This window comes from Kutzneria buriramensis (genome assembly GCF_003387475.1).
Classification (GTDB): domain Bacteria; phylum Actinomycetota; class Actinomycetes; order Mycobacteriales; family Pseudonocardiaceae; genus Kutzneria; species Kutzneria buriramensis.
In genome coordinates, this window is record NZ_QUNO01000011.1 from 308,591 (window position 1) to 329,563 (window position 20,973).

The window sequence follows — 20,973 nt, forward strand, 5'->3', positions numbered from 1 at the left end:
TGGAGCGGTGGAGTCGCTCACACACCGTTGCAGAGACTACTCCTCGCGGGGCCACACTGTCGTCCCCGGCCGCCGAGGTCCGGGCCACACCTGGAGGTGGACGTGCAGTTCGGGCGTTACTACGAGGAGTTCGAGGTCGGCGCGGTCTACAAGCACTGGCCGGGCAAAACGGTCACCGAGTACGACGACCACCTGTTCTGCCTGCTGACCATGAACCACCACCCGCTGCACATGGACGCCCACTACGCGGGCGAGACCACGGATTTCGGTAAGAACGTGGTGGTCGGCAACTACATCTACTCGCTGCTGCTGGGCATGTCCGTGCCGGACATCTCGGGCAAGGCCATCGCCAACCTCGAGGTGGAGTCGCTTCGGCACATCGCGCCGACCTTCCACGGCGACACCATCTACGGCGAGTCCGAGGTGCTGGACAAGACCCCGTCCAGGTCCAAGGACGACCGCGGCATCGTGTACGTCGAGACCCGCGGCTACAAGCAGGACGGGACGGTGGTGTGCGTGTACCGGCGCAAGGTGATGGTGCCCAAGCGCTCCTACGGCGACAGCCGTGGCGGCGAGCAGCCCGGCCGTCCCGAGCCGAAGCTGTAGCGCGCATGAGCGAGCCGAGCGAATCGTTCAACGCGGAGCGTCCGCGAACGCGGACACCGAGCGCCAGCGAGGTGCAGCAGTGAGCGCCGCGACCCGGCTGCGCGAGTTCGCCGACTCCGACGCCGCCGCCAACTCCCCGCTCTACCAGCTGCTCGCCGGCCAAGCGGCCGGCGACGCGGAGGTCGCGGCGCTGCTCGGCGACCGCGATCCGCTGCTGCTGCTCGCGGCGGCGCACCGGCTCGTGCAGGCCGACCCGATCCACCCGCTGTCCGCCTACTACGCCACCCTCGGCGGCGCGTCCGGCCCCGACGAGGGGACCTGGCCGATGTGGCGGCAGTTCGTGCTGGAGCGGGCCGACAAGGTGCGCGAGCTGGTGGCGGGCCGCGAGCTGCGTACGGATGACGTGCGCAAGGCCGCCCTGCTGTACCCGGCGGTGGCGCTGGCGGCCAAGCAGGCGCGGGGCCCGGTCGCGCTGCTGACGGTCGGGTCGTGTGCCGGGTTCCTGCTGTTGATGGACAAGTTCGGCTACCGCTACCAGGTCGGCGCCGCCGGTCAGTTCGCCGCCGGGCCGACCAAGACCCCGCTGGGCCTGCACTGCGTGCTCGGCGGCGAGCCGCCGACGCTGCCGAAGAAGCTCGCCGTGAAGGCGCGCGTCGGCCTGGATGCCTCGCCGGTGGACGCCGACGACCCGGACGAGTTCGCCTGGCTGGAGGCGTGCGTGTGGGCGGACCAGCCGGAACGGGTGCGCTGGCTGGGCGTGGCGGCGGCGATGTTGGCCAAGGAGTCGCCGGAGCTGGTGGCCGGCGATCCGGTGGACGGGCTGGCCGACGCCGCCGGCCGGCTGCCGGCGGAGCTGCCGCTGGTCGTGGTGGACAGCGGGCTGCGGCTGGGCGAGCGGGCCGGCGACTACGTGGCGGCGCTGGGCAAGCTCGCCGCCGACCGGTCGATGTGGTGGGCCAGCGACGAGCCGTACGAGTCGGGTCTGCACGTGCTGATGCCGGGCCGCGATGATCTTCCGGGTGAACCTGGCGAGGGCCTGCTGGGGTTGGTCCGTTGGTTGGACGGCCGTCCCCAGGCCCAGGCACTCGCCCGGACCGGCCGGCACGGCGCGCGGCTGGAGTGGTTGCCTCCCACCGGGTGACACTCGTGGCGTGGCCGCGGTAGCCGGATTGGTGCTTTCGGGCGGTTTTGCGAACGGTCGAGATCCCTTGCTTCGATGATCAAACCATGATCATCGAGGCAGGACGTTCCACGAGGTCAGGGCGTCCGCGAGACCCTCCGTGAGCAGGTTGCGCCGCTCGAGTGTGGCGAAGGTCTCGGCGTCCACCCAGGCCGCCTCGGCGGCGTCGTCGCCCGGCCGGAGCGTGCCGCCTATTGGCTGGCAGGAGTAGTCGTGGATGTCGAAAACGCCCACGGGAGCCGGACGGACGACCGATCCGATCAGGTGACCGACGATGACTCTGAGTCCGGTTTCCTCCCAGAGCTCGCGTTCGACCGCCCGCTCGTCGGACTCGCCCTGCTCCACTCGGCCGCCCGGCACGGACCACAGTCCCTGACCTGGAGGTTTGCCTCGCCTAACCAACAGCAACCGGCCCCGCGCGTCGTGTGCGATCCCGCCGACACAGCGGGTACGCTGGCCTTCGTCCGAGTCCATGAACACGCAGCGTAGCCGGATCTGGTGTCAAGCCAGTGGCGCTGACCCATGCGCAGTACAAAGCTCCCGAACCGAACCTTGGTGCGGTACAACCTTGTGCAGCGAGGGTGTGAAGGCTGCTGCAAGTACTTGGACGGGGTTGGTCGCCGTGAACCTGAAGAAGCTACTGATCTGGGCCGGCGTTGCGTTGGCGCTCTTCTTCCTGGTAAGTGCGCCCGCGTCGGCTGCTGGACTGGTGCACAATGTCCTTGGCGCCCTGCGGGGCGGAGCCGAGGGAGTGATCAGTTTCGCGCAGAACCTGTTCTAGCGCAGCTGGCGGGAGGGGAACGCGTCCGTGTTCGCACCCAGGGATCCAGACGAGTACCTGCTCGGCACCGAGCGCAGGGTCATCCGGGTGCGACGGCACTGGGCCACACTGCTCTGGGACATCTTCGAGGCGGCGGCCCTGCTCACCGGGGCCGTGCTGATCTCGCACCTGCTGCCGTCCGATGCCACGATCTTCCAGAGCATCCTGTGGTACGCGGCGCTGCTGGTGCTGCTGCGGTTCGCCTACTTCGTGATCGAGTGGTGGGTGGAGCGCATCGTCGTCACCGACAAACGGTTCATGATCACCAGTGGCGTGTTCGTGACCAAGGTGGCGATGATGCCGGTCACCAAGGTCACCGACCTCACCTACGAGCGGAGCCTGGGCGGGCGCATGTTCGGCTACGGCACGCTGATCGTCGAGTCCGCCGGCCAGATCCAGGCGCTCAACAAGATCGAGTACCTGCCGCGGCCGGAGGAGGTCTACGACGCCATCTCGGAGCTGGTCTTCGGTGACAAGAAGGCGCAGGCCGAGCGCTTCTCGATGATCAAGGCGCAACGCGCCGCCCGAGGCAAGAAGATGGTTCCCTAGGAGACCCTTCGAGCTGTCGACACGGCCCCGTCCCAAGGACGGGGCCGTGTTGTATCGCCGGTGAGTGGTCGGTCGCGAGGCCGCCGCCGATGCCTGGACCGCGGGCAGTTTTCGATCAAGTCTTTCCATTGATCGAAAACTGACAAGGGAAGGCATCGGCCTCGTGGGCGGCCGAGCCGCCGCGCGGGACGCGCGGCAAACTAGCACGGTGCCCATTGACCTGCATGCCCACACTTCCCGGTCCGACGGAACGGACTCGCCTGCGGAGTTGATGGCGGCCGCGGCCGCCGCCGGCCTCGACGTCGTGGCGATCACCGACCACGACACCACCGCCGGCTGGGACGAGGCGGCCGCGGCGGTGCCGCCGGGCGTGCGGCTGGTGCCGGGGGCGGAGCTGTCCTGCCTGTCGCCGGACGGTCTCGGCGGCACCTGCACCGTGCACCTGCTGGCCTACCTGTTCGACCCGGAGTCGCCGGCGCTCAAGACGGAGCAGAGCCGGCTGCGGGCGGAGCGCCGGCTGCGGCTGCGGCGGATGGCCGAGCGGATGGCCGCCGACGGTTTTCCCGTCGACGCGGACGACGTCATGGGCCGGCTGCCGGCCGACTCGCCCGGCGGTCGGCCGCACCTGGCGCAGGCGCTGATCCGTGCCGGCGTCGTGAGCAGCGTGGACGAGGCGTTCGCCAAGTACCTGGGCACCGGCAGCAGCTATCACGTGCCGCGCACGGACACCCCGGTGGAGACGGCCATCAACATGATCGCCGACGCCGGCGGCGTCACCGTGCTGGCGCACCCGTTCGCCCGCTCCCGGGGCCCGATCGTGACGGCCTCGGTGGTCGCCGACCTGGCCGATCTGGGCCTGTCCGGCGTCGAGGTGGACCACCCCGACCACGACCGGCCGACCCGGGACCGGCTGCGGGCGCTGGCCGCCGACCTGTCGCTGGTCGTCACCGGGTCGAGCGACTACCACGGCACGAACAAGGTCGTCAGGCTCGGACAGGAGACCACCGCGCCCGACATGCTGGACGCGCTGGTCGACAAGGCGAGCGGAAGCCAGGTGGTCGTCGGGTGATCTTCAACGTCACGCTGTACCTCACGGCGACCATCACGCTGACCGTGATCATGGACCCCACCGGCAACATCCCGGTGTTCCTGAGCCTGGTCGGCCGGCGCAGCCGCGAGTCCCGCAACAAGGCGGCCCGGCAGGGCGTGCTGGTGTCGCTGGCGGTGATCTCGCTGTTCGCCATCGGCGGCGAGGCGATCCTGTCCTACCTCGGCATCGGCATCCCCGCGCTGCAGGGCGCGGGCGGCCTGCTGCTGTTGCTGATCGCGCTGGACCTGTTGACGGGCAAGGGACTCACCGAGCCGCAGGCCGTCGAGGACGTCAACATCGCGCTGGTGCCGCTGGGCACGCCGCTGATGGCCGGCCCCGGCGCGATCGCCGCGACCATCGTGTTCGTGCGGCAGGCCAACGGGCAGATCGCCAGCTACCTGGCGCTGGCTGCGGCGATCCTGACCGTGCACCTGATCAACTACCTGGTGCTGCGCTACTCCGGCATCGTGATCCGGCTGATCAAGGACAGCGGCATCGTGCTCGTCGCCAAGATCGCCGGCCTGCTGCTGGCCGCCATCGCCGTGCAGCTGGTGGCCGAGTCGGTGAAGGGGTTCATCGGCGGCGCGGCGTGACCGCTACGGTGGGTCGGTGCCAGATCAGCTCGGACTGTTCGAGAGCATGCCGCCCAAACTGGTGCGCGTCACGCCCGCCAAGCTCGCCACCTGGACGGACTGCCGCCGCCGCTACCGGATGAACTACCTGGACCGGCCGACACCGCCCAAGTCCGGCGCGTGGGCGCACAACACGCTCGGCGCGGTGGTGCACAACGCGCTGCGCGCCTTCTTCGACCTGCCGGTCGAGCGCCGCACGCCGGAGCAGGCCGCGTCGATGGTCACCCGCAACTGGAAGGGCGACGGCTTCCGCGACGTCGACCAGCAGGCCGAATACCGGGATCGGGCCCGGGACTGGGTCGCGCACTACGTCGAGGACACCGACGTCAGCGAGGACCCGATCGGCCTGGAGCGCTGGGTTTCCGCGCCGGTGGGCCGGATCATCGCCGAGGGCCGGGTCGACCGCATCGACGTGCGCGACGGCGAGCTGGTGATCGTCGACTACAAGACCGGCCGGCACGCGCTGACCACCGACGACGCGCGCGGCTCGCAGGCCCTCGCGCTGTACGCGGTCGCGGCCCGGCGCACGCTGCGCAAGCCGTGCCACCGGGTCGAACTTCACCACCTGCCGACACGGTCGGTGGCAGCCTGGGAGCACACCGACGACACGCTCGCCCGGCACGTGGCCCGCGCCGAGGAGAGCGCCGACGAACTGACGGTGGCCGGCGACACGCTGGCCGCGGGCGGCGACGCCGACATCCTGTTCCCGCCGGAGCCGGGCCGGCAGTGCTCCTGGTGCGACTTCCGGCGCAGCTGTCCGGAGGGCTCCGCCGTCGCCGAGGACCTGGAACCATGGTCCATGTTGGCGCCGTAGTCCACGGAGGTGACGTGACCGACACGATGACCGAGCCGACGAAGAAGACGGCCGGCCGCGGCGCGCTGCGCGGCGCCAGCGGCGCGGTGGCCGCATGCCTGGTGTTGCTGCTGCTCGCCGTCCTCGCGTCGCAGATCTTCTTCCAGTTCCAGGGATATCCCGGCCTGGGCTGGCCGGCCGTCGGCGGGCACGCGCTGGCCGCGGTGATCGCCGTGCTGCTGCAACGCCTCGCCGACCGGCGCGGCGGCGCGGCCTCCGTGCTGGCCTCGCTCGCCGTCATCGTCGACGCGGCGCTGACCTTCTGGCTCTTCTGGTGGTCCTGACCTAACGGGCGTCGGCCAGCCAGGCCCGCCAGGTTGGCAGGACCGTGCCGAGCAGGCCGTCCGGGTTCTCCGTGTTGGGGGAGTGCTTGGCCCCGGTGACCACCGCGAAGTCGGCGTCGAGCCGGTCGGCCATGTCCCGCTGCGAGGCCACCGACCACGCGTCGTCCTGCTCGCCGCAGATCACCAGCGCCGACGCGCCCGCGGTGCGCAGGGCGGCGGCCAGCTTGGTCACCAGGTCCGGTTCGTAGCGCAGGCCGTCGGCCATGCCGAGCAGGCCCGCCTGCGTGGAGCGCAGGAACCGCTTGCGCTTGAACTCCTTCAGCTCGACCGGCACGTCCGCCCAGCCCGGGTCCTCCGCGGCGCGGGACTCCAGCACCTGGTGCGCGGCCTCCACGCCGTGCTCACGCAGGATCACCTCGCCCGTGTCCAGGGCGCTGCGGCGGTCACCCGGCGGCAGCTCGGCCGGCCCGGAGTCCATCAGCGTCAGGCCGGTGACGGGGGCGTGCGCCAGCACGGCGGCGCGCACCACCAGGCCGCCGTAGGAGTGCCCGAGCAGCAGCACCCGCCGGCCGTCGGCGACGATCTTGGCGACGAGATCGGCCAGCACCGTGCCCAGCGGCGCCGGCCGGTACGAGGACTCCTGCTCCGGCCCCGGCGACTCGTACTGGCCGGGCATGTCGATCGCCAGCACCTCCATGCCGGCGTCCGAGATCGGATCGACCAGCGGCGCGAAGTCCTCCTTGGAGCCGGTGTAGCCGGGCACCAGCAGCGCCGTCGCGCCCAGGTCCGCGCCGGCGGCGGGCGCCCGCAGCGCGGCGATCGGCCCGTACCGTCCGGGCAGGTCCACCCGGGCGGCGCGGTTGGCGGTCAGCTGAGACGGTGGCGCGGCGCTCATGGCTGGGAGTCTGCCGCACCGTGCACGCAGCGTGTAGTACCGGATCAGCGCATGGCGACGAGAGTGTCGCCACGCTGCTCCACCAGCACGTTGCCGAGCGTGGTCAGCCGCACCTGCCCCTGGTAGCCCTTGCGGTCCACCTTCACGTCCGTGCCGCGCACCCCGGTCACCGGATCCATTGAGGCCAGTCCACCCGGGACGGGCACGAGGATCTTGTCCGCGTACACCGTGCCGGCGCCGAAGGCGTCCATCGTCCACAGTGGCTCGAGGGTGGACCCGGACAGCGCCACCGTCTTGGCGCCGGTGAACCAGGTGATCACCCGCGCGCCGCCGGTGTTGGTGGTGGTCCAGCTGTTCGGCTCGCACTTGCCGGACTGATCGGGCGTCTGGATGCAGGTCATCGCCACCGTCGACTGCACCTGCGAGTCGGGCGTGGCCGTCAGGTCGACGTTGTCGAGCGGCACGGTCTCGATCTGCGAACCGGTGTTGTTCCAGATCACCAGCCGGGCCGGATTGGGCAGCGCGATCGCCTCACGCTGGTCGGTCAGCGCCACGATCCGGCCGCCGTCGCCCGGCACCTGCACGCTGAACAGCACGTTCGGCCGCTCCGCGTCGTTGTCGGTGCCGCCCGGCCGCAGCAGGGTGAACCGGTTGTACTGCTCGTCCGGGCAGCGCTCGATCACGCCCAGCAGGCCGGGGCCGGCCAGCTCCGAGCTGTACACGCAGTTCAGCCGCGGCTGCTTGTCGTGGTTCACGATCGCCGTAACGGTGCCGTACTGCTGGGTCTGCACCAGGTCGGACCGCCACGTGTCGACCAGCTTGGTGCCGCTGCTGGAGACGTAGGTGCCGTCGTACATGAGCTGGGTGTTCAGCTCGGCGTCGCCGTTGCGCTGCGCGCCGCGCTTGCCGGTCACGCCGTCCAGCTCGGTGACCTCGCTGCAGTTGTGCGTCTTGTGGTAGACGGCGAGCGCCTTGCCCCAGGCGGCGATGACCGTGCACAGGTCGAGGTTGCTGCGGTCGTAGCTCCACCGCGCCGCCCCGGTGACCGGGTCACGCCCGGTCACGGTGTGCTGGTCGCCCGTCACGACGGACGGGCCGACCGCCACGGGGTCCTTCGTGGCGCCGCTGGCCGCCCGCCACAGCTCCTTGAACTCCGGCGGCACCGACGTCGGCTTCGGCGGCACGGTCACGTCGCCCGAGCCGGTCACCGACGCCGTCGCGGCGGCGTCGCTGGTCTTCCACCACAGCGTGCCGCCGGCGGCGACGACCAGCACGATCAGCACGACCACGGCGTAGTCGCGCTTGCGTCGGAACCGCGTGCGCGGACCCGGGGGCGCCGGCGGCGGGACGTGCTCGGCGGACTCGTCGAGCACGTCCTCCTCGACCTCGGCGGCCACGGGTGCGCTCTGCTCGGGGCTCTCCACGGGCCCTAGTCTGCCGAACGCTCCGTGTCGCCCGTGTTGGCCTGGTCGCCCGCGGCCACGTCGGCGCCCGCGCGGCGACGGCGGCGCACCCGGCGCGGCCGGTCGGCCTTGGGCGTGTCGTCGCCGTCCGAAGCGCTGGCCTGGGCCTCGGCGGCGGGAGCGCCCTCGCCCTGGTCCACACCGCCGCGGCTGCGGCGGCGCTTGCGACGCGGCTTGGTCTCGCCCTGCTCGCCGTCGGAGGCCTGGCCCTGTTGCCCGGTCGGGCCCTGACCGGCCGGGCGGGACGCGCCGCCCCGGCTGCGGCTACGGCTGCGGCCGCGCGCCTTCTTGCCGCCCGACAGGTCCTCCTCGACCTCGGCGGCCAGCCCGGCGCGGGTGCGCTGGCTCAGCGGCAGCCGGCCGGTCACGTCGGTCGGCACGTCCAGGTCGGTGAACAGGTGGTCGGAGGTGGAGTAGGTCTCCACCGGCTCCGGGATGCCCAGGCCGAGCGTGTCGGAGATGAGCTTCCAGCGCGGCTCCTCGTCCCAGTCGACCAGCGTGACGGCCACGCCCTCGCGACCGGCCCGGCCGGTCCGGCCGATGCGGTGCACGTAGGTCTTCTCGTCCTCGGGGCACTGGTAGTTGATGACATGCGTCACACCCTCGACGTCGATGCCGCGCGCGGCGACGTCGGTGGCGACCAGCACGTCGACCTTGCCCGAGCGGAACGCGCGCAGCGCCTGCTCGCGGGCGCCCTGGCCCAGGTCACCGTGCACGGCGGCGCTGGCGAAACCGCGCTCGACCAGGTCGTCGGAGATCTTCTGGGCGGTCCGCTTGGTCTTGGTGAAGATCATCGTCAGGCCGCGGTCGCGGGCCTGGAGCACGCGGGCGATCAGCTCGGCCTTGTCCAGCGAGTGCGCCCGGTAGACGAACTGCTTGGTCCGCTCGTGGATCGCGCCGGCGTCGTTCTCCTCGGCGCGGATGTGCGTCGGCTGGTTCAGGAACGTGCGGGCCAGCTTGATGATCGGGCCGGGCATGGTGGCCGAGAACAGCATCGTCTGCCGCTCGTCGGGGACCATCCGCAGGATGCGCTCGATGTCGGGCAGGAAGCCCAGGTCGAGCATCTCGTCGGCCTCGTCCAGCACCAGGTTGCGGACCTTGCCCAGCACCAGGTGGCGCTGCTCGGCCAGGTCCAGCAGCCGGCCGGGCGTGCCGACGACCACGTCGACGCCCTTGCGCAGGGCGGCGATCTGCGGCTCGTACGGGCGGCCGCCGTAGATGGCCTCGACCCGCACGCCGAGGTGCTTGCCGGCGTCGGAGATGTCGTGCGTGACCTGGAGGCACAGCTCGCGCGTGGGCACCACGACCAGGGCCTGCGGCACGCCGTCGCCCGGCGTGACGACGCGCTGGAGCAGCGGCACGCCGAAGCCCAGGGTCTTGCCGGTGCCGGTGCGGGCCTGGCCGATGACGTCGTCACCGGCGAGCGCGATCGGCAGGGTCAGTTCCTGGATCGCGAACGTGCGTTCGATGCCGGCCTCGGCCAGCGCGCGCACGATCTCCTCGCGCACGCCCAGCTCGGCGAAGGTCGGCGCCTCCGTGCGCACGGGGGCGCCGGCGGTCAGCGGATGGGACGTGTCGACCTCGGGCAGGCCGGCCTCGCTGTGCTCCAGCGTCACCGGGTCCAGCCGGGTGTTGTTGCTGACGGTCAGAGTGATCGCCTCTCTCGTACCAGCGCGCACCGGCCTGGCTGGGCCGCTCGACCACGGCCGGGACGTTGTGTCTCGCCCGGCGGGCCGCGGGAGGGCCGACGAGGTTGTCGTGCGCGCACCCTGTCCGCATGGCGGCGATGGGGCCGCCGTGCTCGGTCAGCCCGGTGATGAGGTGGGACTCGTGGGGGTCGTCCCCAGGTCGCGCCGCCGCCATTACCAGGCGTCAGGGCCGGAGTCTACCTGCCCGGACGTGGTTTTGGCGCGCCCCGCGGCGGCTAGGCTCTGCGCACATGAGCGAGGCGGACGAGGTTCTGGCTGAGGGCGTCGCGGATCTGTTGGGGGTGTTGGCATACGGCGAGCTGTCGGCGTTCGACCGGCTCGCCGAGGACGCCCGCAGCGCGCCGACGCTGGCGGGGCGGGCGGCGCTGTCCAGCATGGCGGCCGCCGAGATCGGCCACTACCAGCTGCTGGAGCGGTACCTGGGGGAGCACGGCGTGGCCGTGGCGGACGCGATGGCGCCGTTCGCGGGCGCGTTCGACGCGTTCAACGCCTCCACCGCGCCGCGGTCGTGGCACGAATCACTGGTGAAGGCCTACGTCGGCGACGGGCTGGCCGCCGACTTCTACCGGGAGGTCGCCGGCTGGCTGGACGAGCCGACCCAGAAGCTGGTGCTGGAGGTGCTGGCCGACACCGGGCACTCGGCGTTCGCCGAGCGCGAGGTCAAGGCCGCCTGCGAGGACGACCGCAAGGTCCGCGACCGGCTCACGCTGTGGGGCCGGCGGCTGCTGGGCGAGGCGTTGACGCAGGCCCAGCACGTGGTGGCCGAGCGGGACGGGCTGGCCGAGCTGATCATCCGCGGCTCCGGCGACCTGGCCGGCATCGGCGCCCTGTTCCGCCGCCTCCAGCAGTCCCACACCAAACGCATGTCCGCCCTAGGCCTCGGCTGAATCCCCGCGAGTCGCGCTCTGGGACACCCCGAATGTCAGTTTCGGGCAGAAACGAGCCTCGGGTCTCAGATGTGCCTGAAACCTGCATTCCTTGTGTCCGTGAGCGCGACTCGCGGGGGTGTTCGCCGATGGCGGATGGGTCGGTGGCATGGGGGGACGGTTCGTTCTACTAGCCTGGTCGGCGAGAGCATGTTCGGATCCGGAGGTCAGCGTGGAGATCAAGATCGGCGTCGTTGAGAGCGCACGGGAGCTCCTTGTCGCCAGCGACCTGTCGCCGGACGAGGTCGAGGCGCTCGTCGCCGACGCGTTGGACGGCAAGCGGGCGGTGCTGACGCTGGTCGACGAGAAGGGCCGCCGCTTCGTGGTCCCGTCGTCGCGGATCTCCTACGTCGAGATCGGCGCCGCCGACCAGCGCAAGGTGGGCTTCGCCTAGGACGCCAGCCGCGAACGGCCCGGGCGGCATCCCTGCCGCCTGGGCCGTCGCAGTGTCCGGAACAGTCCGAACCGTCAGTCGTGGGCCGGCGCCGTCTCCACCGCGAACGGCGGCCGGGACGTGCCGGTGACGCGGTAGCGCTGCCACGGGTCCGGATCGGACAGCGTCGCCGTCGCCTCGCCCTCCGGCGTCCGCAGCAGCAGTTCGCGGCGGCCGCCCTCGACCAGGTCGGTCACCGCCGGGTCGGCGTCGAGGCGGCCGTACCAGTGGTAGTAGCCGTCGATGGGCTGGAAGTGGCCGCGCAGCACGGCGCGCACCTTCAGCTCGCGCTCGCCGTCGACCAGCACGGCGTCGCCGGCGTAGCCCTCATCCCCGTGCTCGTCGGTCATCGCCGTCCTCTCCCTGCGTGTCGGGTTCCACCAGCCGCAGCGGCGGGTTCGGCTGGAGGCTCAGCGGCACCTGCGGGTCGATCGCGATGCCGCCGGAGCGCAGCAGGCCGTCCACCGCAAACCAGATGATCTTGGTGAGGTAGTCGCTCAGGCTCTGCCGGGTCATCGACTGCCGCTCCAGCCACCAGTCGCCCGCTGCCTGCACCATGCCGACGGCCGCGTGCGCCCAGGGCTCGGCGCCGCCGGAGTCCATGTCGAACGCCCGCAGGTAGTCGCCGAGCAGGCGGGCCAGCGTGTTGGCGATGATCCGCTTGTCCTCGGTGGCGATGTCGGTCTCGACCGGTTTGTCGGTGAACGACCGCCGCACCACGAAGTGGTAGAGCTCGGGGAACTCCTCGATGGTGGCCAGGTACGAGTCGACCGCGCGGTAGATCCGCTCGTACGGCGTGCCCTCGTCCACCAGGGCCGGCTTGAGCCGGTTCATCAGCAGGTCGGTGCCGCGCTGGCCTACGGCCAGGTACAGGTCGGACTTGTCGGCGAAGTGCCGGTAGAGCACCGGCTTGGTCACGCCCGCCTCGGCCGCGATCTCGTCCATGCCGACGTCCGGCCCGTGCTTGGTGAGCGCGCGGATGGTGGCGTCGACGAACTCCTCGCGCCTGGCCTCGCGGTGCGCCCGCCACCGCTCGCGGCGCGCGTCCCCGCCGTCCGAGGACCTCTTGACAGCTCGAGCCATGTGACCCACGCTACCAGAGTTACCGTTACTTCCGGTAACACTAATCCGACTGGACCGAGCGGAGGAGCGATGGCTCGATCGTTGAAGGTCGCCGACCGGGAGAAGACCGCCGAACGGCTGCTCAACTCCTCGGCCGACCGGTTCTACGACCCCGAGGTGGACATCGACTGGGCGGCGCCGCTGGCCGAGGACAAGTACTACATCCCGCAACACCGCAGTTCGCTGTACGGCACGGCGCTGTGGGACGGCCTGACCGAGCAGCAGCGCATCGAACTGACCAAGCACGAGGTGGCCAGCGTGGCCTCCGTCGGCCTGTGGTTCGAGGTGCTGCTGATGCAGATGTTGGTCAAGGCTGTCTACAACGCCGATCCCACCACGAGGCACGCACAGTACGCCCTCACCGAGGTCGCTGACGAGTGCCGGCACTCGACGATGTTCGCGCGCATGGTGGAACGCATCGGCTGCCCCGCCTACGGGCCGCGCCGGTACGTGCACCGACTGGGTAAGCTGCTGCCGACCATCGGCTACGGCCCGGCGATGTACGGCTCGATCCTCATCGCCGAGGAGGTCCTGGACCGCATGCAGCGCGAGGCGATGCAGGACGAGTCGGTGCAGCCGCTGGTCCGCATGGTCAACCGCATCCACGTCCTCGAGGAGGCCCGGCACGTCCGGTTCGCCCGCGAGGAGGTCGTGCGCGGCATGGAGAACATGGGCCGCGCCGAGCTGATGTACCAGCGCGAGCTGATCGCGTTGGTGGGCTTCTTCATCTGCCGCAGCATCATCAACCCGCGCGTGTACGCCGCCGTCGGGATCGACCCGAAGGTCGGCGAGCAGGCGGCGCTGCACAACCCGCACTACCGCGACACCATCCACTGGGCCGGTGAGCGGATCGTGAGCTTCCTCGACGAGGTGGGTCTCGTCGGCAACCCGGGGATGTCGTTGTGGCGCAAGTCCTTCCTCGTTCGGTGACGCCCTGGGACGTGGCCGCGCGCAGCCGGTTCGTCACCTCCGACGGCACCGCTCTGCACGTGGTCGACGAGGGGCCGGCCGACGCGCAGACGACGGTGGTGCTGGTGCACGCCTGGACCCTGGACCACACCTCGTGGGACCGCGTGGCGGCGACGCTGTCGCGGACGGTCCGGGTGCTTCGGTTCGATCACCGCGGACATGGCGGCTCGTCGCCCGCGCCCCGCGGCACGGCGACGATCGCCCAGCTCGCGGACGATCTCGCCGAGCTGATCGCGGACCGGGTGCCGACCGGCCGGATCGTGCTGGCCGGCCACTCCATCGGCGGCATGACGATGATGGCGCTGGCGGAGCGAAACCCCGACCTGGTGGCGTCTCGCGTGACGGGGGCCGCTTTCGTGGCGACCTCCTCCGGTGGCCTGGACGCGTTGTCGCTCGGACTGCCGGAGCCGGTCGCGCGGGTGGTCCGTCGCGGCGAACGCGTCGTCAACCTGCGGCTGGCGAAGATGGAGCACCGCGCGCTGCTGCACAAGCCGCGGCTCGCGGAACCCGGCCTGCGCTGGCTGCTGTTCGGTCGCCGGCCGCGCCGACAGGACGTTGCTGCCACGGCCGAGCAGGTCGCCCGCGTGCATCCGGCGTCCATGGCGGGCTTCCGGTTCTCCCTGAGCGAGCACGACCGTCGGGCCGCGCTGGCCGTGTACGGCGGGATTCCGACCGTCGTGCTCGCCGGCGGCGCCGACCGGCTCACCCCGCCCGGGCACTCCCGGGTGATCGCCGCCGAGCTGCCGGCCGCCGAGCTGGTGATCTATCCCGGGGCCGGGCACATGCTGCCGCTCGAACGCTCGTTGGAAGTGACCACCAGGATCGGAGGACTGGCATGATCGCCGACCGCGAGCGGACCGCCGAGCGGCTGCTCAACTCCTCGGCCCGCAACTCCTACGACCCCGACGTCGACATCGACTGGGAGGCGCCGCTGGCGCCGGACAAGTACTTCCTGCCGGCGCACCGGTGCACGCTGTACGGGACGCCGCTGTGGGAAGGGCTCACGCAGGAGCAGCGGATCGAGCTGACCAAGCACGAGCTGGCCAGCATCGCGTCGGTCGGGATCTGGTTCGAGGTGATCCTGATGGAGCTGCTGGTCCGGCACTCCTACAACGCCGATCCGCTCACCCGGCACACCCAGTACGCGCTCACCGAGGTCGCCGACGAGTGCCGGCACTCGGTGATGTTCGCGCGGCTGATCGAGCGGGTCGGCTGCCCCGCGTACGGGCCCGGCCAGACCGCCCAGCGGCTCGGCCGGTTGTTCAAGTCGATCGCCTTCGGACCGTCCATGTACGCGGGGATCCTGGTCGCCGAGGAGATCACCGACGCGTTGCAGCGGGAGTCGATGAACGACGACACCGTGCAACCGCTGGTGCGGATGGTGAACCGGATCCACGTCATCGAGGAGGCCCGGCACGTGCGGTACGCGCGGGAGGAGGTGCTGCGGGACACGCCCAAGCTGTCACGGGCCGGCCTCGCCTACCACCGCGCCATGCTCGCCCGGACCGCGTTCATCGTCACCCGGGCGCTGGTGCACCCCAAGGTGTACCGGTCGGTCGGGCTCGACCCGTACGAGGCGCGGCGGGTGGCGTGGGCGAATCCGCACCACCGGGACACCATCCGCTGGGCCGGCTCGAAGCTGGTGTCCTTCCTCGACGAGAACGACCTCATCGGCGGCCCCAGCCGCCGCGTGTGGCAGGCGGTCGGACTGGTCTGACCTGCCGATTCCCCGCTGTCCACAGGCCCCGACTTGTCCACAGGCGGCCCCGTTCCAAGATCGCCCGGACGCCCCCGGCGATAGGATGGAGCGGGGCCGGCCCCCAGGGATGGGTGGGGGCTGCTTTGTTGCCGGGCCGCGCGAATCCATTGGTCAGAGGCGTCGTCAGGTGCCGTTGGTCCCGCAGGCGACCGATGCGAGGCCTCCGCGGTGTGCATCCGGCAGCCCGACATTCGCGAGGCCCCGCCGATGCTTCGCACGGTTGCTGGATTTCGATCGCCGCCACACACGCACCCACCACGGAGCCGATGCGGCGTTCGAAATCCAGCAAGGGCGAGGCATCGGCTCCAAAGGGGCCGAGCCCCGCGCGGAACGCGCGGCAATGACTCAGTGCTGCAGGGGGAAGCCGCCGCCGATGCCGCGCCAGGCCAGGGTGGAGATCATCGCCACCGCGTCCTCCTTGGACACCCGGCGGTCGGTGTCCAGCCAGAACCGGGCCGTGACCTGGCTCAACCCGGTCAGGCCGACGGCCAGCAGCCGCGCCCGGTCCCGGTCCAGCGCCGCGTCGGCCATGATCGTCTCGGTGATGGCGTCGACGCTGGCGGAGGTGGCCCGCTCGATGGCCTGCTGCACGGCCGGCTCGCCGCGCAGGTCGGACTCGAACACCATCCGGTACGCCTGGCCCTCGTTGTCGACGAAGTCGTAGAAGGCGCCGACGGCGGCCATCACGCGCTGCTTGTTGTCGGTGGTGGACTCCATGGCCTCGCGCACCGCGGCGACCAGCGCGTCGACGTGGCTCTCGAGCAGCGCCAGGTAGAGCTCCAGCTTGCCGGGGAAGTGCTGGTACAGCACGGGCTTGCTGACGCCCGCCCGCTCGGCGATCTCGTCCATGGCGGCGGCGTGGTAACCGTTTGCCACGAACACGTCCTGCGCGGCGGCCAGCAGCTGGGCGCGTCGTGCCGACCTGGGCAGCCGCACGCCACGCCCGATGCCCTGTTGTGCCGTCTCCGTCATCTCGCCTCCCACAAGCGTCACTCCGTGGCCGTGGCGACGGGGTCAACAAACCTTACTCGCCGGTAGTGCCGTGTGGTGACTTCCCTGCGTCCAGACATGTACAGAAGGTGTCCGGACTTCGCTATTGAGGTGAACAACAGGCATCCTGGTGGCATGACGACCGTATCCTCGGCCGCGCCGCTCGGGGCCGGCATCCCGCTGACTCTGCCGACGCGCCCGCGGACGCAGTCGCTGACGAACGTGCCGCTGTCCACCGCGACGCTGCCCGCGCTCGATCTGACGATCCCGCCCTGGCCCGGCGAGATGATGACGTCCGGCGGCCTGACGCTGCACGTCCGCCGCGCGCCCGGCCCGGGCCCGGCCGCCCCGACCGCGGTCTTCGTGCACGGCCTCGGCGGCTCGTCCACGAACTGGACCGACCTCATGGGCCAGCTGGCCTCCCGGGTCAACTGCATCGCCCTCGACCTGCCGGGATTCGGCCGCACGGCGCCGCCGGACGGCTACGACTTCAGCATGACCACCCACACCGACACGGTGGTCCGCTTCCTCGCCGGCCTGGACGGCCCGGTGCACCTGTTCGGCAACTCCATGGGCGGCGCGATCGCCCTGGCCGTCGCGGCCCAGCGGCCGGACCTGGTGCGCTCGATGACGCTGATCTCCCCGGCCGTCCCGGATCTGCGGCCGGACCCCCGGCGCTGCGCCAACCCGAAGCTGCCGCTGACGTACCTGCCGGTGATCGGCCGGCGGTTCCGCAGCCGGCTGACGCCCCGCGAGCAGTCCCTCCAGATCCTCCGGCTGTGCTTCGCCCAGCCGGGCCTGATCCCCGAGCACCGCATCGACGAGGGCGTGCGCGAGACGATCGAGCGCAACGGCCTGCCGTACTACCGGGGCGCGCTCGCCGCCACCACGATCGGGTTGATTCGATCTTGGTTGGTGCCGGCCAACAGGTCGCTCTGGCGGGTGGTGCCCAAGGTCACCGCGCCGTCCCTGGTGGTGTGGGGCAACCAGGACCGCCTGGTCAGCGTGCGCAAGGCGCCGAGGACCGCTCAGCTGCTGCAACGCGGCCGGCTGCTGGTGCTGCCGAGGGTCGGACACTGCGCCCAGATCGAGCGCCCGGTCACGGTCGCCCGGGCCGTGCTGGGCATGTGGGAATCGGTCGACCGCGACCGGTGGTGAGGCCCGCCTGCGCGGCGGTCCGTCACAACTGTGGCACTCTGGGCCGGTGACTCGGACGACACAGGAAGGCCGTGGCGGTGAGGGCAGCCCCGCCAAGCCCACGCCCAGCAACGTGTCGCCGATCCGTCCTGCCGTCACCCGCCGTCCCCCGGAGGAGCGCTACAGCAGCGGCGGCCGCCGAACGGCGGCGCAGCCGCTGACGGCGTCCTGGCGGCCCGAGCGCGGCGAGGGCAAGGCCGAGCCCGGTCGCGGCAAGCCCCGCAAGGGCGTGAAGGGCTTCGCCGCCACGTACGGCTGGCGGGTGTACGCGCTGCCGGTGCTGGTCGTCGTGACGGCGCTGGTGGTGTTCAACGTGGCCCGCTCGCCGGCGCCCGGCCCGGGCGGCAGCGGCCTGGACGGCTTCGCCGGCCAGAGTCCCACGACGACCACCAGCGGCCCACCGGTGGCCACCGAGAACAAGGCCGTGCCGGTCGACCCCAAGAACGGCACCGCCGTGCTGCCGCAGGGGGACAACTTCCCGCAGGCCGGCACCGGGACCTGGCACCTCGTGCCGGGCAGCGGCGCCAAGGTCGGCAACGGCCCGCACCTGTACCGCTACCAGGTGGCCGTCGAGGACGGCATCGATCCGACGGTCTACGGCGGCGACGACGCGTACGCGAAGACCGTGGAGAACATCCTGTCCGATCCGCGCAGCTGGATCGGCAGCGGCTCGATCTCGCTCCAGCGGGTGGGCCCGGACTTCAAGAACCCCGACTTCATCGTCAGCCTCACCACGCCCAACACCGACCACCGGCCGGACATGTGCGGCTACCAGATCCAGTACGAGGCGTCGTGCTGGAACGCCGACCAGAACCGCGTGGTGATCAACCTGGCCCGATGGATCCGCGGCGCGATGGCCTTCAACGGCGACATCGGCCTGTACCGCGAGTACGCCATCAACCACGAGGTCGGCCACGTGTTCGGCAACCCGCACGTGGGCTGTGGCACCGACGGCGGGCTGGCGCCGGTGATGATGCAGCAGACCTTCGGTGTGTCCGACGACTACGTGTGGCAGCTCAACCAGGTCGACCCGTTCAACCGGACCGCGGTGCAGAAGGACGGCAAGGTGTGCCGGCCCAACGCCTGGCCGAACCCGCAGGGCGCGCCCGGCGGGCAGCCCACGCAGTAGTCCGCCCATAGGGTGGGACGGGTTTCCCAGCGGGAAGACACTGGGGCAGTCTGGACGTTGCAGAGGGGGCAGGATGAATTCCCCCTGCGTCGAGGAGGAGCAGATGCCGCTTCCGCCGCTCGTTGAGCCAGCCGCGGAGCTGACCAAACAAGAGGTCGAGCGCTACAGCCGCCACCTGATCATCCCGGACGTCGGGGTGGACGGGCAGAAGCGGCTGAAGAACGCCAGGGTGCTGGTGGTCGGCGCCGGCGGCCTCGGCAGCCCGGCCCTGCTGTACCTGGCCGCGGCCGGGGTCGGCACGCTCGGCATCGTGGAGTTCGACGTCGTCGACGAGTCCAACCTGCAGCGCCAGGTCATCCACGGACAGTCCGACGTCGGGCGGCCCAAGGCCGAGTCGGCCCGCGACGCCATCGCCGAGATCAACCCGTTCGTCAAGGTGAACCTGCACCAGCTGCGCCTGGACTCGGAGAACGCGCTGGACGTGTTCCGGGACTACGACCTGATCCTGGACGGCACCGACAACTTCGCCACCCGGTACCTGGTCAACGACGCCGCCGTGCTGCTGGGCAAGCCCTACGTGTGGGGCTCGATCTTCCGGTTCGAGGGCCAGGCCAGCGTGTTCTGGGACGACGCGCCCAACGGCCAGGGCCTGAACTACCGCGACCTCTACCCGGAGCCGCCGCCTCCCGGCATGGTCCCCTCCTGCGCGGAGGGCGGCGTGCTGGGCGTGCTGTGCGCGTCCATCGGCTCGATCATGGTGACCGAGGCGATCAAGCTGATCACCGGCATCGGTGAGACGCTGCTCGGCCGCCTGATGGTGTACGACGCGCTGGAGATGACGTACCGGACGATCAAGATCCGCAAGGATCCGGAGGCCAAGCCGATCACCGAGCTGATCGACTACGAGGCGTTCTGCGGTGTCGTGTCCGACGACGCCCGGTCCGCCGCCGCCGGCCACACCATCACGCCGCTCGAGCTCAAGCAGAAGATCGACGCGGGTGACGACTTCCTGCTGGTCGACGTGCGGGAGCCGCACGAGTACGAGATCGTCAAGATCCCGGGCTCGGTGCTGATCCCCAAGGACCGGATCCTGTCCGGCGAGGCGTTCGCCGAGCTGCCGCAGGACAAGCCGCTGGTGCTGCACTGCAAGTCCGGCGCCCGGTCCGCGGAGGCGTTGGCCGCGCTGCACCAGGCCGGCTTCAAGGACGCCGTGCACGTCGGTGGCGGCGTGCTGGCCTGGGCCCGCGAGGTCGACCCCAGCCTGCCGACGTATTGATGCCGCCCGTTCCGGGCGGGGCTCGGCCCCTTCGGGGCCGATGCCTCGCCCTTGCCGGATTTCGACCGCCGCATCGGCTCCCTGGTGGGGCGCGTCGGGTGGCGGCGATCGAAATCCGGCGTGCGGGCGAAGCATCGGCGGGGCCTCGCGATTGACCCTGTGGCGGTCCCCCAATTCGTCGGGGGCACAAGGTAGCGTCGCTCCCCGTGACGACCTCCCCGCAGCCTCCGCCGCCCCATGTGTGCGCGGCCTTCGGTGCGAGGGGCAGCGAGCCGGAGCTGATCGACGGCGGTCCGGTGTGGCGCTGCGGCGACGCGGCGATCCGCCCGGCGCCCAACCCGGCGGAGGCGGCCTGGGTGGCGCAGACGCTGGACGGGCTGGCCGTGGACAACCTCCGGCTCGGCCGCCCGCTGCGCTCGACGGACGGCCGCTGGGTCGTCGGCGGCTGGTCCGCCACCCGATACCTGTCCGGTCGCGCGGAGCCCCGGCACGACGAGGTGGTGGCGGTCTCGGTGCGCCTGCACGGGTCCACCGACACCATGCCGCGGCCGCGTTTCCTCGAGGCCCGTAAGGACGTCTTCGCCACGGCCGACCGCGCCGCATGGGGCGAGGAGCTCGTCGAACTGGATCACGACAAGGGCGGCCGGCTGTTCGAGCTGGTGAGCCCGACGCGGGTGCCGATCGGGCTGAAGTCCCAGGTGGTGCACGGCGATCTGTTCGGCAACGTGCTGTTCGCGGGGGACTCGCCGCCGGCGCTGACCGACTTCGCGCCGTTCTGGCGGCCGCCGGAGTGGGCGGCGGCGGTGATCGTGGTCGACGCGCTGGCCTGGGGCGGCGCGGACCAGGGCATCCTCAAGCGCTGGGCGCACCTGTCGGAATGGCCGCAGGCGCTGGTCCGGGCGCTGCTGTTCCGGCTGGCGGTGCACGCCCTGCACCCGCGCTCGACGCCCCAGTCGCTGCGCGGGCTGGAGCGGGCCACCACCCAGATCCTCGACCTGGTCTGAGCCTCGCACCACGTTCTGACCTGCGGTGGGAGGACCACGTAACTCGCGTGCAACGCGGGTGACGCCGCGGGGTCACGGATTCTGCAC

The 20,973-nt window shown here is 71.3% G+C and carries 24 protein-coding genes; 17 read left to right on the forward strand and 7 right to left on the reverse strand.

The features are described from left to right. Window positions 1-102: 102 nt before the first annotated feature. Both BCF44_RS31285 and BCF44_RS31290 read left to right on the forward strand, forming a co-directional pair. Window positions 103-606, forward strand: coding sequence for a MaoC family dehydratase (locus BCF44_RS31285; RefSeq protein ID WP_116178111.1), 504 nt, complete (start codon window positions 103-105; stop codon window positions 604-606). A gap of 79 nt (window positions 607-685) precedes the next feature. Beyond that, entirely contained in the window at window positions 686-1,747 is a 1,062-nt protein-coding gene (locus tag BCF44_RS31290) for a DUF2332 domain-containing protein (protein WP_116178002.1), read from the forward strand. A gap of 90 nt (window positions 1,748-1,837) precedes the next feature. On the opposite strand, the gene BCF44_RS31295 is transcribed toward BCF44_RS31290, so the two are convergent. Next, window positions 1,838-2,260 (reverse strand): NUDIX hydrolase, encoded by a 423-nt coding sequence (locus BCF44_RS31295; RefSeq protein WP_116178112.1) that lies wholly within the window; start codon window positions 2,258-2,260, stop codon window positions 1,838-1,840. Between the two features lie 148 nt (window positions 2,261-2,408). On the opposite strand from BCF44_RS31295, the gene BCF44_RS55800 reads away from it, so the two are divergent. From BCF44_RS55800 to BCF44_RS31320, 6 genes are all read left to right on the forward strand, one after another. After that, entirely contained in the window at window positions 2,409-2,567 is a 159-nt protein-coding gene (locus BCF44_RS55800) for a hypothetical protein (protein ID WP_170217842.1), read from the forward strand. Between the two features lie 27 nt (window positions 2,568-2,594). Continuing rightward, window positions 2,595-3,155, forward strand: a complete 561-nt coding sequence (locus BCF44_RS31300) for a PH domain-containing protein (protein ID WP_116178003.1) — start codon at window positions 2,595-2,597, stop codon at window positions 3,153-3,155. Between the two features lie 208 nt (window positions 3,156-3,363). Next, window positions 3,364-4,224 carry a PHP domain-containing protein gene (locus BCF44_RS31305; protein WP_116178113.1) on the forward strand — a complete coding sequence of 287 codons (861 nt, stop codon included), beginning with the start codon at window positions 3,364-3,366 and terminating at the stop codon, window positions 4,222-4,224. Then, window positions 4,221-4,838, forward strand: coding sequence for a MarC family protein (locus BCF44_RS31310; protein WP_281283158.1), 618 nt, complete (start codon window positions 4,221-4,223; stop codon window positions 4,836-4,838). Before BCF44_RS31305 ends, BCF44_RS31310 begins: the two co-directional genes overlap by 4 nt. Before the next feature lie 46 nt (window positions 4,839-4,884). Further along, window positions 4,885-5,691: a RecB family exonuclease gene (locus BCF44_RS31315; protein ID WP_116178004.1), complete on the forward strand. Its 807-nt coding sequence runs from the start codon at window positions 4,885-4,887 to the stop codon at window positions 5,689-5,691. A gap of 14 nt (window positions 5,692-5,705) precedes the next feature. Then, the gene (locus tag BCF44_RS31320; RefSeq protein WP_170217843.1) at window positions 5,706-6,014 is read left to right on the forward strand and encodes a hypothetical protein; all 309 of its coding nucleotides are present in this window, start codon (window positions 5,706-5,708) and stop codon (window positions 6,012-6,014) included. A gap of 1 nt (window position 6,015) precedes the next feature. On the opposite strand, the gene BCF44_RS31325 is transcribed toward BCF44_RS31320, so the two are convergent. The 3 genes from BCF44_RS31325 to BCF44_RS31335 are packed head-to-tail and all read right to left on the reverse strand — an operon-like array spanning window position 6,016 to window position 9,988. Further along, complete coding sequence (locus tag BCF44_RS31325) at window positions 6,016-6,909, reverse strand: alpha/beta fold hydrolase (RefSeq protein ID WP_116178006.1); 894 nt, start codon at window positions 6,907-6,909, stop codon at window positions 6,016-6,018. 44 nt (window positions 6,910-6,953) lie between these two features. Next, window positions 6,954-8,333 carry an Rv3212 family protein gene (locus BCF44_RS31330; protein WP_147328703.1) on the reverse strand — a complete coding sequence of 460 codons (1,380 nt, stop codon included), beginning with the start codon at window positions 8,331-8,333 and terminating at the stop codon, window positions 6,954-6,956. Between the two features lie 5 nt (window positions 8,334-8,338). Continuing rightward, a complete protein-coding gene (locus tag BCF44_RS31335) occupies window positions 8,339-9,988 on the reverse strand; it encodes a DEAD/DEAH box helicase (RefSeq protein ID WP_211353306.1) in 1,650 nt (549 codons plus the stop codon). A 323-nt stretch (window positions 9,989-10,311) separates the two neighbouring features. Here BCF44_RS31335 and BCF44_RS31340 point away from each other — a divergent pair, with 323 nt between their 5' ends. Together BCF44_RS31340 and BCF44_RS31345 are read left to right on the forward strand one after the other, a co-directional pair. Continuing rightward, window positions 10,312-10,968, forward strand: a complete 657-nt coding sequence (locus BCF44_RS31340) for a ferritin-like fold-containing protein (protein ID WP_116178009.1) — start codon at window positions 10,312-10,314, stop codon at window positions 10,966-10,968. Window positions 10,969-11,179: 211 nt separating this feature from the next. Beyond that, complete coding sequence (locus tag BCF44_RS31345) at window positions 11,180-11,401, forward strand: DUF3107 domain-containing protein (protein ID WP_116178010.1); 222 nt, start codon at window positions 11,180-11,182, stop codon at window positions 11,399-11,401. A gap of 74 nt (window positions 11,402-11,475) precedes the next feature. Here the strand turns inward: BCF44_RS31345 and BCF44_RS31350 are convergent, their stop codons facing one another. Continuing rightward, a complete protein-coding gene (locus BCF44_RS31350; RefSeq protein ID WP_116178011.1) occupies window positions 11,476-11,790 on the reverse strand; it encodes a DUF4873 domain-containing protein in 315 nt (104 codons plus the stop codon). After that, window positions 11,768-12,523 carry a TetR/AcrR family transcriptional regulator gene (locus BCF44_RS31355; protein WP_211353297.1) on the reverse strand — a complete coding sequence of 252 codons (756 nt, stop codon included), beginning with the start codon at window positions 12,521-12,523 and terminating at the stop codon, window positions 11,768-11,770. The genes BCF44_RS31350 and BCF44_RS31355 overlap by 23 nt, the downstream gene beginning before the upstream one ends. Before the next feature lie 69 nt (window positions 12,524-12,592). Here BCF44_RS31355 and BCF44_RS31360 point away from each other — a divergent pair, with 69 nt between their 5' ends. The 3 genes from BCF44_RS31360 to BCF44_RS31370 are packed head-to-tail and all read left to right on the forward strand — an operon-like array spanning window position 12,593 to window position 15,248. Next, a complete protein-coding gene (locus BCF44_RS31360; RefSeq protein WP_116178013.1) occupies window positions 12,593-13,492 on the forward strand; it encodes an AurF N-oxygenase family protein in 900 nt (299 codons plus the stop codon). Continuing rightward, window positions 13,489-14,370: an alpha/beta fold hydrolase gene (locus BCF44_RS31365; protein ID WP_246015774.1), complete on the forward strand. Its 882-nt coding sequence runs from the start codon at window positions 13,489-13,491 to the stop codon at window positions 14,368-14,370. The genes BCF44_RS31360 and BCF44_RS31365 overlap by 4 nt, the downstream gene beginning before the upstream one ends. Further along, a complete protein-coding gene (locus BCF44_RS31370) occupies window positions 14,367-15,248 on the forward strand; it encodes an AurF N-oxygenase family protein (protein ID WP_116178015.1) in 882 nt (293 codons plus the stop codon). Before BCF44_RS31365 ends, BCF44_RS31370 begins: the two co-directional genes overlap by 4 nt. Window positions 15,249-15,635: 387 nt before the next feature. Here BCF44_RS31370 and BCF44_RS31375 read toward each other — a convergent pair whose 3' ends face one another. Further along, window positions 15,636-16,262, reverse strand: coding sequence for a TetR/AcrR family transcriptional regulator (locus tag BCF44_RS31375; RefSeq protein WP_116178115.1), 627 nt, complete (start codon window positions 16,260-16,262; stop codon window positions 15,636-15,638). Window positions 16,263-16,415: 153 nt separating this feature from the next. Between BCF44_RS31375 and BCF44_RS31380 the strand changes: the two genes are divergently transcribed. From BCF44_RS31380 to BCF44_RS31395, 4 genes are all read left to right on the forward strand, one after another. Continuing rightward, the gene (locus BCF44_RS31380) at window positions 16,416-17,438 is read left to right on the forward strand and encodes an alpha/beta fold hydrolase (RefSeq protein ID WP_116178016.1); all 1,023 of its coding nucleotides are present in this window, start codon (window positions 16,416-16,418) and stop codon (window positions 17,436-17,438) included. Between the two features lie 46 nt (window positions 17,439-17,484). After that, window positions 17,485-18,606, forward strand: a complete 1,122-nt coding sequence (locus BCF44_RS31385) for a DUF3152 domain-containing protein (RefSeq protein WP_116178017.1) — start codon at window positions 17,485-17,487, stop codon at window positions 18,604-18,606. A gap of 103 nt (window positions 18,607-18,709) precedes the next feature. After that, on the forward strand, window positions 18,710-19,882 hold the full coding sequence (moeZ, locus tag BCF44_RS31390; protein WP_116178018.1) for an adenylyltransferase/sulfurtransferase MoeZ: 1,173 nt from the start codon (window positions 18,710-18,712) through the stop codon (window positions 19,880-19,882). Window positions 19,883-20,088: 206 nt separating this feature from the next. Next, window positions 20,089-20,886, forward strand: coding sequence for a TIGR02569 family protein (locus tag BCF44_RS31395; RefSeq protein ID WP_116178019.1), 798 nt, complete (start codon window positions 20,089-20,091; stop codon window positions 20,884-20,886). Window positions 20,887-20,973: the final 87 nt, after the last annotated feature.